This is a genomic window from Micromonospora matsumotoense (genome assembly GCF_050951065.1).
Lineage (GTDB): Bacteria > Actinomycetota > Actinomycetes > Mycobacteriales > Micromonosporaceae > Micromonospora > Micromonospora matsumotoensis.
In genome coordinates, this window is sequence record NZ_CP192025.1 from 1,361,744 (window position 1) to 1,375,724 (window position 13,981).

General features: G+C 68.4%; 9 protein-coding genes. 1 reads left to right on the forward strand and 8 read right to left on the reverse strand.

The window, feature by feature from the left end; translation table 11 throughout:
• Nucleotides 1-82: 82 nt before the first annotated feature.
• The 3 genes from ACQP1S_RS06300 to ACQP1S_RS06310 form a co-directional block, all read right to left on the reverse strand.
• On the reverse strand, nt 83-1,327 hold the full coding sequence (locus tag ACQP1S_RS06300; RefSeq protein WP_432899198.1) for an IS256 family transposase: 1,245 nt from the start codon (nt 1,325-1,327) through the stop codon (nt 83-85).
• An 80-nt stretch (nt 1,328-1,407) separates the two neighbouring features.
• On the reverse strand, nt 1,408-3,063 hold the full coding sequence (locus tag ACQP1S_RS06305; protein ID WP_432904039.1) for an AAA domain-containing protein: 1,656 nt from the start codon (nt 3,061-3,063) through the stop codon (nt 1,408-1,410).
• Nucleotides 3,060-4,409, reverse strand: coding sequence for a TIGR02710 family CRISPR-associated CARF protein (locus ACQP1S_RS06310; protein WP_432904042.1), 1,350 nt, complete (start codon nt 4,407-4,409; stop codon nt 3,060-3,062). The genes ACQP1S_RS06305 and ACQP1S_RS06310 overlap by 4 nt, the downstream gene beginning before the upstream one ends.
• A gap of 719 nt (nt 4,410-5,128) precedes the next feature.
• On the opposite strand from ACQP1S_RS06310, the gene ACQP1S_RS06315 reads away from it, so the two are divergent.
• A complete protein-coding gene (locus ACQP1S_RS06315) occupies nt 5,129-5,320 on the forward strand; it encodes a hypothetical protein (protein ID WP_432904045.1) in 192 nt (63 codons plus the stop codon).
• Here ACQP1S_RS06315 and ACQP1S_RS06320 read toward each other — a convergent pair.
• From ACQP1S_RS06320 to ACQP1S_RS06340, 5 genes are all read right to left on the reverse strand, one after another.
• Nucleotides 5,317-5,922 carry a hypothetical protein gene (locus tag ACQP1S_RS06320; protein ID WP_432904048.1) on the reverse strand — a complete coding sequence of 202 codons (606 nt, stop codon included), beginning with the start codon at nt 5,920-5,922 and terminating at the stop codon, nt 5,317-5,319. The genes ACQP1S_RS06315 and ACQP1S_RS06320 overlap by 4 nt on opposite strands.
• Before the next feature lie 629 nt (nt 5,923-6,551).
• On the reverse strand, nt 6,552-9,647 hold the full coding sequence (locus ACQP1S_RS06325) for a C-terminal helicase domain-containing protein (protein ID WP_432904051.1): 3,096 nt from the start codon (nt 9,645-9,647) through the stop codon (nt 6,552-6,554).
• Nucleotides 9,644-11,395: a hypothetical protein gene (locus tag ACQP1S_RS06330; protein WP_432904054.1), complete on the reverse strand. Its 1,752-nt coding sequence runs from the start codon at nt 11,393-11,395 to the stop codon at nt 9,644-9,646. The genes ACQP1S_RS06325 and ACQP1S_RS06330 overlap by 4 nt, the downstream gene beginning before the upstream one ends.
• Nucleotides 11,382-12,617, reverse strand: a complete 1,236-nt coding sequence (locus ACQP1S_RS06335) for a DUF6361 family protein (RefSeq protein ID WP_432904057.1) — start codon at nt 12,615-12,617, stop codon at nt 11,382-11,384. The genes ACQP1S_RS06330 and ACQP1S_RS06335 overlap by 14 nt, the downstream gene beginning before the upstream one ends.
• Complete coding sequence (locus ACQP1S_RS06340; protein ID WP_432904060.1) at nt 12,614-13,384, reverse strand: DUF429 domain-containing protein; 771 nt, start codon at nt 13,382-13,384, stop codon at nt 12,614-12,616. The genes ACQP1S_RS06335 and ACQP1S_RS06340 overlap by 4 nt, the downstream gene beginning before the upstream one ends.
• Nucleotides 13,385-13,981: the final 597 nt, after the last annotated feature.

The following is a 13,981-nucleotide window of genomic DNA, read 5'->3' on the forward strand; positions in this document are numbered from 1 at the left end:
ACCTCCGCTGTCACCGCGTCCAGCGCGGGTCACGTCCGCGCTGGTGGTGTAAGAGACGGCCATCGCGGGATCCGGTTTGATGTTAGGCGGCGATCGGGCTGGGATCGGCGTGGTCGGTGTCGTGTTGGTCTGGCTCGACGATGACGGGGCGGGCTTTGGTGAGGAGTTCCAGGCCCATGTAGCGGCGTCCTTCGGTCCATTCGTCGGTCTGTTCGGCGAGGACGGCGCCGACGAGGCGGATGATCGCCGCCCGGTTGGGGAAGATCCCGACGACGTCGGTGCGGCGGCGGATCTCCTTGTTCAGCCGTTCCTGAGGGTTGTTCGACCAGATTTGGCGCCAGATCTCGCGGGGGAAGCCGGCGAAAGCCAGGAGGTCGTCGCGGGCGTGGTCGAGGTGTTCGGCGGCGGCGGGGAACTTCGCCTCGATCGTGGTCACGACCCGCCCGTACTGGGCGTGGACGGCGTCGGCGTCGGGCTGGTCGAAGATCGTGCGGACCAGGGTGGCGATCCACGGCTGGGCCGACTTGGGGACCTTGGTGAGCAGGTTGCGCAGGTAGTGGGTGCGGCAGCGCTGCCAAGCCGCGCCGGGCAGGGCGGCGCCGATCGCGGCGACGAGGCCGCGGTGGGCGTCGGAGATGACCAGTTGGACGCCGGACAGGCCCCGGGCGGTCAGCGACCGTAGGAACGCCAGCCATCCGGCGCCGTCCTCGTCGGAGGCGACGTCCAGGCCGAGGACTTCACGTTGTCCGTCGGCGTTGACGCCGACAGCGATAAGCGCGTGGACGTTGACCGTGCGCCCGTGCTCGCGGACCTTCATCGTCAGGGCGTCCATCCACACGAAGGTGTAATGCGCGGCGTCGAGAGGCCGGTTGCGAAACGCCTCGACCTGCGCGTCGAGGTGCGCGGCCATCTCTGACACCTGCGACTTGGACAGCTGCCGGACGCCGAGCTGCTCGACCAGTTTCTCCACCCGACGAGTCGAGACGCCGAGCAGATAGGAGGTTGCCACCACCGAGACGAGAGCTTGTTCGGCTCGCCGGCGGTGCGTCAGCAGCCAGTCCGGAAAGTACGAACCAGTGCGCAGCTTCGGCACCGCCAGGTCGATCGTTCCGGCACGGGTGTCCCACTCCCGCACCCGGTATCCGTTGCGGGAGTTGACCCGCTCGTCGCTGCGCTGCCCATACCCGGCACCGCAGATCGCGTCGGCTTCGGCGGACATCACCGCCTGCGCGAACGTTCTGATCATCGCCTGCAACACGTCCGGCGACGCGCCCTCGATCTGCTCGCGCAGCAGCTCAACAGGGTTCACACTCTCAGATGCGGCCATCGCGGTCTCTCTTCCTTCTCTGACTTGGTCGTCTTGAAGGATCGACGCGATGGCCGTCTCTCATCTACGCAACACGCCCATCACGGGCAAGTCGTACACCACTCCCGTGGACGCAACCCCAGCGCGTGGAGGGCGGACTGGGCGGCGATCGCTGCCGAGCGTAGGTTCCTGAGCCGATCGTCGTGATCCTGGGTGAGGTGGTTGGCCTGCTCGATGGCGGTCGCCGCGGCCGTCACCGCTTCCTGCTCGCGTTGCCGGCCGTACACCACCCGTGCGGTGGCGACGGTGACCCGTTCCTCGGCCTCGGACGTGATTGCCGCGTGGGCCTCGATCAGGCGGACGTGTTCCTCGTAGGCGAACGTGTAGGCCATCTTCGCCCGGCGCTCTTGCTCGACCACCTCGGCCAGCTCCGCGAGCACCGGCCAGTACCTGTCCAGCTCGTCCAGCCGCCAGCGCCACTGGCCACGCTTGTCACCGCCCGTACGCAACGCCTCTCGGGCTAGCTCGTGACCGACCCGGTCGAACAGGTACGGGTGTAGCGCAGCGTCCACCTTGTCGCTGTTCCAGGTGATCCGCAAAGCTCGGACGCCCGGCTTCGGGCCGACCCGGCGCAGCACCTCGTCCACCGCAACGTGGCTCGGCGCCAGCATCAGGACCCGCTCACCGCGAGCGATGCCCTGCCGGATCAGTTCGCTGATCACCGAGGTCTTGCCGGTGCCGGGTGGTCCCTGGATCAGATAGGCGTGTGGTGTCGCCAGAGCGCCGGCGACGGCCCTCCGTTGGTCGTCGTCGAGCGGGTCACCGGCCGGGTCGGAATCGCAGAAGAATCGCTCCGGCACGGGCGGCGCCTGCGGAGCCCGGAGTTGCCGAGGGTCGCAGAGCAGCGCGGCGAGATCGTCCCACGATCCTTCGACCTGACCGCTCTTGAAGCGGTCAAGTGCCTCGGCGTTCTGCCGCATACCGAACCCGGACGAGGAGACGACTCGCACCCGGGTGCCTTCCGGGACGGCCCATCCGCGTATCCCGTCCACCGTCGCCACCCGGCCGTTGATCCGAACGACCCGGGTCTGGTACTCCTCATCCGCGTCGACCTGGATGGTGATCCGCCGATTACGAAGCTGCTCAGGCGCGCGGTCCAGTTCGATCTGGACCGCCGAGTCGGCCGTCACCCGGCCCTCGATCATGATGTCCGGCTGACGGGCCGCTCGCTCGGCCAGCAGATCCAGCATGGTGCCGAAGTCTCCGTACTCCTTGCTGATCTGGCTCCGCAGCGCGCCATGTCGCCTCAGGTGCGGCGAGGGTCGGCCGCGTCCGAGCCGAGCGCGTACCGCACCGACCTGCTTGAGCAGCTTATGGATGGAGGCGAGATCGCAGAGTGCTTCCCCGAAGATCGGGACGATGTTGACGGTCGGCTGCATCCTGACGCTCGGCGGCACTCCTACGGCCTCGGTCACGCTATGCACGACCGCAAGCGGGTGCTTGGCCACCTCAGCCGGCCGAGACTGCACGGACACCTCGAACAGGTCGCCGCCCAGCCGGTACCAACCCCGCCGTCGGTGGGCCACCAGCCACAAACCCTGCTCGAGGTCGGCCTTGAGGTCGTCCTTCGTGCTGCCCTCCGGCAACACGAGTTGGTTGGGAAAGATGCTGAGGTGCAGGGTCGGGCGCAGCGCCTCGGACCACTGGCCGGTCAGCTCGTCGACCCAGCGTTCGGGCAGGTCGAGCGGAGCCGTCATACCTCGACCAGGAACTGCAGCGCACTGATCCGCTCGTCCACGTTTTCCTTGGCGAACTCGATGTTCCAGAAGGCACGCAGGCTACGCAGGGCGAAGTTCTCCAGCGTGGCGCTCAACTTGGCGGTGACAGTACCCGTGCCGTGTGCCAGCACTGACTGGTTCCGGGCGTGGACGAGCGTCCGGAGGTGGCCGAACGCCTTGGCGTTGGTGAGCCCGAGCTGCTTGGTCAGTGCATCGTTCAGCACGTGCAGGAGCACGACGCCGTCCATCAGCCCGACGGCAACCGGTAGGCCGACCACGTCCTTGCCGTGCACTGCGCTGGCCGCCCGCTCGTACCGGGCGGCGAGGTCGGCCGGGTCCGGACCGAACAGGGAGTAGTCCGGTTCTCTACCGGAGAAGCCGGGACCTATGGCGGCCAGCCGCTGCGCCGTGCTGCTCTCGATCGTCCGGTAGTAGAGCAGGGCGGCGAAGTCGTGCCTGCCGAGCCCCTGGTAGTGCCGGCCGAGCAGATAGAAGTTGAGCAGTAGCGGGGGCCCGTCCCGGCGGTCGTCGTGCAGATCGACCAGCGAATCGAGGAATCGAAGCTGGTCGTGCAGTCGACGAACGAGTGGCGGCGGAGGTCGGTATGCGGCGTCCGCCAGCCGGCTGCGCAGTGCGGCGACCCGGTCCCGAAGGCCATCGAAGTTGAGGTCGCACCAGGCCTGGTAGACGTCAGTCAGATCACGTAGGAAACGCGCCCGGGCGGGCTCGTACGCGGTGTCCGCCACCTTGGCGAAACGCTCGTGGGCCGCCGCGTAGGCCCCGTGCCGGAACGTCACCAGCGCGGCGTCGAGTTCCCGGTCGCCGAAGAGCGTCGTCGGGTTGGGTACCACCACCAGTCGCTCCGTCCCCGGCTCCGACTGGCGCAGTTCGGGATCGAACTTGCCGTCGATGTAGCACATCGGCAGGTCGAGCTGCGCGGCTGCGAGCGCCACACTGGCACTCATCACCTTCTTGCCGCCGGTCATGTCGATGATGATCCGGGCCCGGCCGTCGCGATTGACGTCGCCGATCTGAGCCGCCTCCTGGACGACCTGGTAGATCTTGAGGGGATCTGTCGGCTCGACATACCGCACGTCCAGCCGGGACGGTGGAACACGCAACGCATCCTGGATGACGTCGATGCTCTCCCGGGTCGACCAGGATCCAATGATCATCAATCGTTCCGGCTTGAGTAGCTCGAAGGCGAGGATCGTCGTCTCGGGCGAGAAGCCGGAGAGACTGATCAGGAGATCGACCGGTTGCCGGGGAACTTCGGCCGAGTTGCGTCGGGCCTGGGCAATCGTGGCCGGCAGCAGCTCGGTCATTCGGAATCGTCGGGCCTGCTCAGCAGGGGTTCCGTCACCGTACGGCTCCTCACCACGAAAAATCCGGCGAAGCCGTGCGTTCATCTGGGATAGAACGTTCATCGACTGCGCACTCTAGTGGATTACGTGAAACATGAGTAGGGCTTCTGCGCGCGTGCGTCGATCACCATCGACCGTCGAGTCGGGAGCGATCGCGACACCCTGGAAATCCGTTGGTCCAGCCGGCGTTACCACCTGGTCGCGAAACGACCGTCTGCAGGCGACGCGACGATGCCGCCGAAATGCCGAATCTCCGGTCGAGATCGTTCCACATGGCAGCTGGGGACCATCCCCCGATACCTCCGATCAGCTCGCTGTCCGACACAAACTGGCCGCAGTACGTGACGTGTTCACCGAACCGGGCACGGCCTCTTCACCGGCCCCGCCGCCGGCAACTGCGAGGTGATCGGGCTCCCCGACGGCGACCCGGTCGACCTGGTTACCGTCGGCAGGGCGATCTCCCGGACCAGCGCCACTGCCACCGATCTGCTGCTCGTCGACTACGCCGGGCACGGCATCGTCGATGACGACGGGGTGCTGCACCTCGCACCCGGACGAACCGACCCGGACCAGCTCGGCTGGACCCGCTGCCGATCAGCACGCTCAAGTGCGACCTCGGCCGGGCCCGGGCCCGGGTACTCGCCCTGGACTGCTGCTTCTCCGGCCGGGCGATAGCCGCAATGACCGATCCGCGTACCCTGGTGGCCGGTCAGATCTACCTGGCCGGCACCTACGTCCTCAGCTCGACCACCGCGCACGCCCCACCGGGATCCCGGTACACCACCTTTACCGGGGCACTGCTCGACGCGCTCGCCCGGCCGAGGCCACTCGACCTCGACGAGATCACACCCGCGTCGAGCTGGCCGGTCTAGGCCTGCCGCACCCGCAGCGGCACGTCACCGGGGTCGCCAACCTGCTGGCCCTGACCCGGGGTCCGGTGGTCGTACCCACCGATCCGGCCGTCAGCCCGACGGGACGTGCGGACACATCGCCCGCGGTCGGTAGCCACCCGGCAGTCCTGACCGACGGCGATCCAGAACGCCCGCCCCTCGTACAGGTGCTGCCTCAGGGTGTGCCAGGACAGACCCGGCTGGTCGACGCGCAGCGCCGCCAGGCTGGCACGGGCGAGACCGCGCCGCTGGTAGCGGGGCAGGGTGTAAGGCTGCTCGAGTCGGCAGCGGCGGCAGATCTGGTAGTCGACTTCGAACACCATGTCCGCAAGCCCGGGCAGGTACGCCGCCCGGCAGCGCCAACCGTGCCGTTCGGCGGACACCGTGTCTTGCCACGGTGTGCCCAGGCGCGGCACGACCGGCCAGCCGTGCCGGCGCGGCCACCGGCCGCGGGTCAGCAGCAGCGCCTCGCGCATGGGCTCGCGGCCGGAGGCCCGACCCACCTGGTCGGCATGGGCGACCAGGTACCGGACCGCCGCGGCGTGCTGTTCGTCGAGACGCACATCGTCATCAGGCTGGGTCATCGGTGACCACCCTCTTCCGCTCGGCACCGATGATGGTGCGGCGGACACCGGCGTCGAGTATCGCCTCCACCCGGTGGCGGCCGTTAAACCTCGGTCCGCGTCATACCGAGCACCCTGGGTAGGCGACGTTGTCGAGGATGCAGGCGTCGTGGCGGCGGGCGGACCCCAGTCGGCCTGCCATTCGCTACCGGACGCAAAAACCGGTAGAAATCTGTCTCGAGCGACGTGAGTGTGTCTGGTGGCGTGGCTGAGATCGCCGGGGCAAGCTCTCGCGGGAGCAGCCAAAGCTCCCGGACCCGTCGACCAACACGGCGCATCAGTGGGTGCTCGCCGGGTGCTCCGGTGCCAGGGACAGGTTCGCAACGGGCGGACTGAGTGGGACACCGTCTTGAGGAAACATGGCCATGACCGCGAACAGATGAACTTCAGCGACCGACATGGATCAGACGACTCGACTAAGGTCAATCTCTTAACCTGCGGGACTGCCTGGACTGGGCGGTACTCGTAAGACTGGGGCTGACCTGGTGATCCTGTGCGGACGTTAGTGTTGAAGCTGCTTGTCCAGTGGGGCTTCGCCCCGCTGCATGCTGTGAATTCCGCTGGTCAAGGAAGCCGGCTGTTTTGGTCTGTCACTGAGGCAATCTCTCGGGGGCCGGTCGTAGGTTCAGGATTTCGGTCGTGTCGGTCCTGTCGGTGGTGTGGCGTCGGAGCAGGTTGAGGAGGTCTTCTTGCCGTGGCTGGCCGAACGCCAACCGGTACACCGCTAGGTCCGACTTGAGCCGGTCGAGTTTTGCCTGGTCGCGGCTGAGTGGGTAGGGCAGGACGTGTCGTTCGATCTTCGCCGGCCCGGGGAACACCCAGTACGGCGCGAAGTCGCCAAGCTCTCCAGAAACCGCTCGTGCTGCGTCGTACAGGGCCTTCCACACGTCCGGCTCGGGCGAGCGTAGGGCCTCCGCACGGTGTGCGGTGGCGACGTTGCGGCGTACGGCGTGTCCGCCGAAGCGGTGGACGCGGCCTTCGCGTTGTTCGAAGTCGACGGGGTTGGCGGGGGTGTTCCAGTGCACGACGGCGGAGCACCACTGGTGGAAGTCGATGCCTTCCTGGCCGGCGCTGGTGGTGGCGACGATGAACGGCCAGAAGGGGCTGTTGAAGGCTCGGCGTACGACTGCTTTGCGGTCGGCTTGGGCTTGTTCTTCGCCGCGAGCGCCGTAGCGCAGCGCGAACCGGCCGGGCAGTTTGATCGGCTCGTTGGGGCAGTGCGGGTTGAAGGCTTCGTACGTTGACGGTCGGCTGGCGATCGCCAGCCGTGCCTCGTCGGCGAGCCGGTAGAGGTTCTCGTTGTCGAGGCGGGTGTCGGCGGTGCCGCTGCGTAGGGTGTGCAGGTGCTCGTCGAGGACGGCCTGTAGATCACCGGCGGCGCAGTAGCGCAGGACCGCCTGCCAGTAGACCTGGCCCATGGACAGGCTGTCGAGCAGTTGGGCGGATTCAGGGCGGTTGAACAAGGACCGTAGTCCGTTGGCCAGTATCGCCGCGGCGTGCCAGTGCCCGGCTGGTGTGACCGCGTCGTCGGGGTGGAGCAGTCGGGACAGTGCCCGCCAGGCGATGTTGCCTGGCGCGTGCATGCCGATCGCCGCGACGCTGTCGAGCAGACCGTGGAGGTGGTCTTCTGCCGGGTAGTGGGCGTTGCTGGCCAGCTCACGGGCTCGTTCCACGTGCCGGTCTAGGCCGGTGGCTGTTGCGTCTTCGTCGGCGGAGGTACCCAGGGCGGCAGCGGCGTCGTCGCAGCCGGGGTCGGCGCCGGGCCACCGGAAGATCAGTTCCCACGGTTCGGCCGGGGTCGCTTCGGTGGCCGCTGTATCGGTGGAGGCGTGAGCGAGTAGCCGTTCCCGCACCTCGCGTTCGAACGCGGCCAGCGGCGTGGTCTCGTCCGGTCGCTGCCGGGCCAAGGTCAGCGGGTCGCACAGTGTGGCCAGGGCGGGATGGGGCCAGAAGATTGCCAGGGCGCTCATGGCGGCTGGGCGGTTGTGTTCGGTGCGGTAGTCGAGGTGCCGGCTTTCTTTTCCGTGGCCGCCGAGCCGGCGTTCGGCTTCGTAGCTGAGTAGTCCGGCTACCGCGGTGGGGGTGGCGTTCCAGGAGGAGAACAGCAGTCGCTTGGTGATGCCTTCGGCCGCTGCGGTGGCGAACGGTTCGTCGAGGGTGTGGTAAGGCAGGGACGGGGGCAGCCACAGCAGCCGCCACCAGCCCCGGTCGACGGTGTCCGCGGCGAGTCGCCGTAGCCGGCCGTTGCCGAGATCGACGGGTTCTCGTCGGTTGATCGTGTCGGCGTCGAGTAGTTGCGCGGTGGCCAGCAGTGCGGTGACGTCGGGGTCCGGTTTGCCGTCGAGCGCTTTTCGGACCTTGTCGCCGAGTTGGTAGCCGTCGAGGAAGTTCAGGAAGTAGGGGGCGGACTTCCAGTACTCGACCGACATTCGTGCGTCGACGGCGTCGGCGATCCGGCGCATCGTCACGTAGCCGCGCACGTCACGGGTGTCGAGGTCGTCGGCGAGGTCGAGGTGTTCGCTCAGCATCCCGTCTTTGCCCAGCGCGGGCCGTTCGGTGCGGCACATGACCCGCAGCAATAGGCTGCGCAGCCGGTCGCGCAGGTCGCCGCAGGGTTCGCCGCGGACCAGGGCGTCCCGGTACGCCTCGAAGGTCTTCGTCACGTCGGCGTGCCAGGGCTCGTCGTCGGTGAGGAAGCGAAGGACCTGCCGGAAGTCGCGGTAGTGGTCCTCGCCGGCGCCGGCTTCCTCGGCGAAGGTGAACGGTTTGTACGGGGTGGCCGACAGCAGCAGCACCCGGGCGGCGCGATGGTCGAACAGGTGCCGGGCGAGTTCCGCGCTGTCGCCACCGTCCGGGTCGAGGAGCTCCCGGAACCGCTGGAACTCGTCGAGGATGACCAGGTCCGGGTCGAGGACCTCGACGCCGGCGGTGGCCAGCGCCGTTCGCAGGGCACCGGTGAGCTTGCGGGCCTTCTCCCGCAGCGCGTCGGGCAGGGCGGGGCGTCGACCGATGCCGTCGAGTAGCGCGTCGAACTCGTCGAGCAGGCCGCCGTGGCGGGCACGACGCAGGAACCCCTCGGCGATCGTCGGGTCGATCTCTCCTTCGAGCTGCTCCCAGAGCCGGTTGCACTGCTCCTCGAACTTCTCAGGGGTGGCGACGGTCGCCTGCAACGCGCGAAGCGCGGCTCGGGTTCGCCAGCCGTCCCACGAGTGGGCCTGTTCGAGGAGCAGGAAGATCAGCGCCCGCTCCTCCGCGGCACCGGTGCGCCAGCCCTGGTCGAAGGAGGTGCCCGGGGTGAACGCGATCAGATTGATCGGCTTGCCGGTGGTGGCGGTCGCGGCGTTGAGCCGGTGTGCGTGCTTGGCGAGCAAGGTGAGCCGGCTGGACAGGGTGACGGTCTTGTCGGCGGTGACCCGCAGCCGGTCGATGTTCTGCCGGGCGACGTCCTGGTTGGAGCAGACGTAGATGACGTCCACCCGATCCACGCTGTCGTCGTCCTGCAGCCGCTGCAGGGTTTGGGCGATGACGCCCCTGGCGACGACGCTCTTACCGAGTCCGGTTTCGTCGGCGACGAGGAACCGGCGGGTCGGGTCGGCACCGAAGTACCGGTCGACGACATGAGCGACGGTGGCGCGCTGGAAGTCCTTCAGGCCGGCCATGACCGGCCCCGCGTCGTACCGCTTCACCGGCCCACCGCCTCTGCCCTCGCGTCCCGTGCCTGGTCGATGATCCGCCACAGCTCGGTGAAGCCGGGCGGCAGCAGCTGTCTGCTGTCGCCGTCGGCTTCGATACGGGCGACCAACCGGGCCAGGTCGTCGAGCTGCTCCGGGCGGTCCACGAGAGCGTTGAGCAGCAGTTCGAGGATGCCGGTGCCGCCGGTACGCCAGATGCCCTGCCCGCCGGCGTCGCCGCTCATGGCGGCGGTAGCTTCGGTGCCGAGGCCGAGCATCAACAGTAGGAACCGCAGGAACTTCTCCGGCGTGTCGATCTGCTGGGCGAGGACGTGGTCGAGCCGGTGGGCGGGGTCACCGATCAGGGTGGCGAGGACGACGGTCTGCTCCCGACCCGTACGGTCTTCGGCGACCAGCAGGACGAACGGGGTGATGTCGGCCAACGCGAGCCCGGCGAACGCCGCGGACACCCGCTGGCCCGGAGCCAGCGGCACAGCCTCCCCACGGCGGGTGTGCAACTGCGCGGTGATCCGTACACCCGTCACCTTCGGCAGGGTTTCCTGCGAGTCGAGCTGGATCTCGTAGCCGTCGGCCGAGGTCGTGACGGTGGCCGACATGGGTATGGCGGCGATGTCCCGGATGAGATCACGCAGGAAACCGGCGTCGGGTTCCGGCTCGGTGACGTCCTGGCGGTTGTGCCGTTCGAGGATCTCCCGGAAACCCGCATCGGGACCGAGGAGGGCGTTGATCCCCCACCGGTTCCGGCTGCCGACCAGCTCCACCAGCAACTCGACGTTGCCGCCGAACGCCGCGTCGGTGGCGTTCGCCGAGCCGAGCAGGACCCGTGCCTGGTGGCCCTTCTCCACCACGTACACCTTCGCGTGCAGCCCGTGCAGCACCTCCTGACCCGGCGGCGCCTCCTCGGCGGGCAGACCGGCCAAGGCGCTGACCACGAACACCTCGGAACCGGTCAGGCTCTCCTCGGGCAGGCGGTCGAGTGCCTCCTGTCGGCTCACCACCGACAGCGCCCCGCTGGGCGCGCACCGGCTCAGGCCACCCGGCGTGCAGAACGGCGAGATGACCAGGTGACGCGTCCCCGCGAAGTCCGGCGGGCGGCTACCAGGCACCCCAAGGGCGTGGAAGACCATGCTTCGGGCGTCTTCAGGTAATTCCCAATCGGCGCGACGCAGGTCCTCGCACAGCGCCTCGATCGCCGCGTGCCGCGCGGCCGGTAGCGGCGTGACCGCCAGCCGCACCGCATGCCGCAGAAGATCGGCCAGAGCCCGGTTGTCCGCCCTCGGGCGGGTGCCGGGCACACCATCCAAACGAAGACACACGTCCCAGCTGCGATCCTTGGTCAGATTGCGGCTGAGCACCAGCAGCCGCAGCGACACCTCTCCGGTCGTGTCGTCGCAGAACCGCAGCGCCCACAGCTTGGGGTGGAACAGGTGACCCGGCTTGGGCCGGCGCACCTGATGCACCGTCGGCTCGACGAACGCCAACAGCGCCGACGCCCCTGACGGCACCACGATCTGCCCCGCCTGACAGAACACATCGATACGGTCCGCGCAGCGCCGTACACCCTCCATGACCGCGATCGGGTCCGCCGACTCCCGCAGGCCATGCGCGGCGAACGCCAACGGTGCGACCAGCAGACTCTCCAGATCCAGGGTGAACGTCAACGCCACGGCCCGGGACAACCGCGCCCCCGGCGGTGGGCGCAACGAGTCGAGCAACAGCGCGCGGGAGTCAGGCGCGAGCACCGGCAGCCTCCGAAGAACCCGCAGCACAGCCGTCGTGGATGTCGGTCAGGATCCGGCGGACCTGCGGCCAACGGAACACCAGCCGTCGACTGCCCGAGGCGCCACTCCACGTACGCAACAACTTGTCGTTGACCAACCGCGACTGGCCCCTCTTCACCGACCGCTCCCGCCCGCCGACGAGATCCCGCAGGGCCGGGTCGCTAACCGCCTCGCCGGCAGCCCCGCTGGTCACCGCGTCGAGCCACCGCTCGATGAACTGCCGGGCCTTGACGTTCGCGCTGATCCGCGGATTCTTCTCGATCAGCAGCGTCCACATCCCCGACCGATCCCAGCCCTTCAGGCCCGGCTCCGCCGACACCCGACCGCTCCATTCCGACAGCCTGTCGCGGTAGCGATCCGCCGGCTCCTCATGCTCGGACAGGCCCGCCCGCTCGTACCGCTCGGCGACGAGCAGGTTGTACAACAGCGCCGCACCATGCATCGCCAGCGAGAAACGCTGCGTGTCCCGAACCAGGGAACAGATCGGCTCCGGCGCGGCCAGTGCCACCGGCTCGTCCCACGGCGCATCGCCCTCTGGCCCAGGGCGATGCGCGGGCTCGAGCAGGTACGCCAGCAGGGTGCCGGGCACCGCGTCGGTGATCCGCTCGCGCAGCCAACGGGCCTCGTCCGGGTGCAACCTCAGCCCGCCCTCGACCTCCTGCGGAAAGTTCGCCGGCGCTCCGGGCAGGGTCGGATGCCAACTGCCGCGCGACCGCTCGGTCAGCTCATCAGCCTCGGCCAGCCGGGATACCAGCCGTCGGTCCGGTGCCATGTCATCCTCACCGCTGCGGATGCCGTACTCCTGGAGAGCAACGGCGTAGATGTTCGAGGGCAGGGTGCGAACCCCGACTCCGGCACGCCTGCCGATCATGCCCTCCGTGTCTTCTCCGCGCAGCAGAGCGGCGATCACCTTCCGCTCGTTGCGGTCGACCCGCGCGGCGAGGCGGTCACCGCGTAGCCCAGCCTTCTGCGCCTCCTGGTAGCACCAGGGCGCGATCAACAGGTACCGTGCCCGGTTCTGCAGGACCGACGTGCCGGGAAACAGCAGGTCGCTGAACGCGTCGCGGACCTGACCGATGCCCAGCTCGTCCCGGCTCTCCGTGTCGCTGAAGAGCTTGAGCAACTCGCGCATGCGTTGCTGATCCTCGCGCGAGGTGTCCAGCCAACTCAGCCCCGAGGTCATGAGCGCCTCCCGCCTGCTTCGGTGTCGTCGACGAGGTCGCTGAGTGGGCCCGTGGGCAGGGCGATCCAGCCCTCGATTCCTGCGGTCTGCCGTTGCTCGTCGTCGGGTCGGGTCGCCCCGCCGATCGCGGCGGCACGTGCGTTGAGGGCCGCGACGACCGCGTCGAAGGCGTCGTGGCTGCGTCGACACAGCGGCTCGGAAGCGCCAGGCTCGAGCCAGGGTGCGGCCGTGCAGAGCGCGGTCACGAGGTCGGCATGCTGCGTCTTCTGGCCCCGTCCCTTGTAACCGCGGTACGTCAGCCCCCAGCGGCACAGGGCCGCGGCCGGGTAGACCTCGACGATTTTGCCGTCGCCGCACCGGTCGACGTCGTGTCCGGCGGCGGCCAGCATCGCCAACAGCCCGGCGCACCGGAATGCGGCATGAGCGATGCGGTCCGCGGCGACGCTGAGCGGAATGATGCCGGTCGTCTCGCGAACCACCTCGTCGGTCAACCGGTAGGCCAGCCGCCGCCGCCACCGTGCGGCATCGCCGTCGGCGACGGTGACGTGGCCGGACCGGTGGGCCGTGACGAGCGCGACGAAGGGTTCCGGCCAGCCGAGCGGGCAGTCCAGCCCGACCTTGTCCGCGTCCTGGCTGGCCTTGACGATCTGGGCGTCACCGACGTCGAGGACCACGTCTCGCACCACTGCGCGGTCCGACAGCCATTCGATGGTCGCCATCGCCGTACGCTTGTCCGCCGCTGCGAAGTCGACGCCGAGGGTCAGCACCGCAACACTCTAGGTGCCGGCCTTGCGCCGAGACATGGGCTCGACCGACCGTCGTTGTAGGACGTTCAGGTACGCGTGACCCCCCGATCGGTGAGTGATAGTGGGCCCAGTCCGTGTGACTGATTCTGCGTCAGCATGGCCCGGGGCCGACTGTGATCCGTACCCAGCTGGTTGTCATGATCCATGCGGTGTCTCCGTGGGTGCTCGCGCGCGATGGACGGGGCCAGCACGCGATGGACTGGGCCGGACACCGTCCCGCTGAAGCTGGGGCCTGACCATGAACAGATGGACTCACGCGACCCCGTTGGACCAGACGACTCGACCAAGATCAACCTCTTAATCCGCGGGTTCGGGGTTCGAGTCCCTGGCGGCGCACCACCAAAAAAGGCTCTGACCTGGGGTTTCACCCTGGGTCGGAGCCTTTTGGCGTTTCTGTCGGTGGTTCGGTGTCTCGGTGGGTGCTCGGGAGCCGTTGGACCGTTCCGGCTTCCGGTGGACGAACGGCATGTGGGTGGACGTCGGAGCCGCCCAGCCTCGCCTATGCGTTCTTCCGGCCGTCGTCTGATGATCTTGCTGCATGCCCGGGTGGTGTGGGCA

What these genes read in the sequence shown, in the direction of transcription:
- ACQP1S_RS06310 (WP_432904042.1), bottom strand. Translation starts at nt 4,409, where the DNA reads ATGACCGAGCTGCTGCCGGCCACGATTGCCCAGGCCCGACGCAACTCG.
- ACQP1S_RS06320 (WP_432904048.1), bottom strand. Translation starts at nt 5,922, where the DNA reads ATGACCCAGCCTGATGACGATGTGCGTCTCGACGAACAGCACGCCGCG.
- ACQP1S_RS06300 (WP_432899198.1), bottom strand. Translation starts at nt 1,327, where the DNA reads ATGGCCGCATCTGAGAGTGTGAACCCTGTTGAGCTGCTGCGCGAGCAG.
- ACQP1S_RS06335 (WP_432904057.1), bottom strand. Translation starts at nt 12,617, where the DNA reads ATGACCTCGGGGCTGAGTTGGCTGGACACCTCGCGCGAGGATCAGCAA.
- ACQP1S_RS06305 (WP_432904039.1), bottom strand. Translation starts at nt 3,063, where the DNA reads ATGACGGCTCCGCTCGACCTGCCCGAACGCTGGGTCGACGAGCTGACC.
- ACQP1S_RS06315 (WP_432904045.1), top strand. Translation starts at nt 5,129, where the DNA reads ATGACCGATCCGCGTACCCTGGTGGCCGGTCAGATCTACCTGGCCGGC.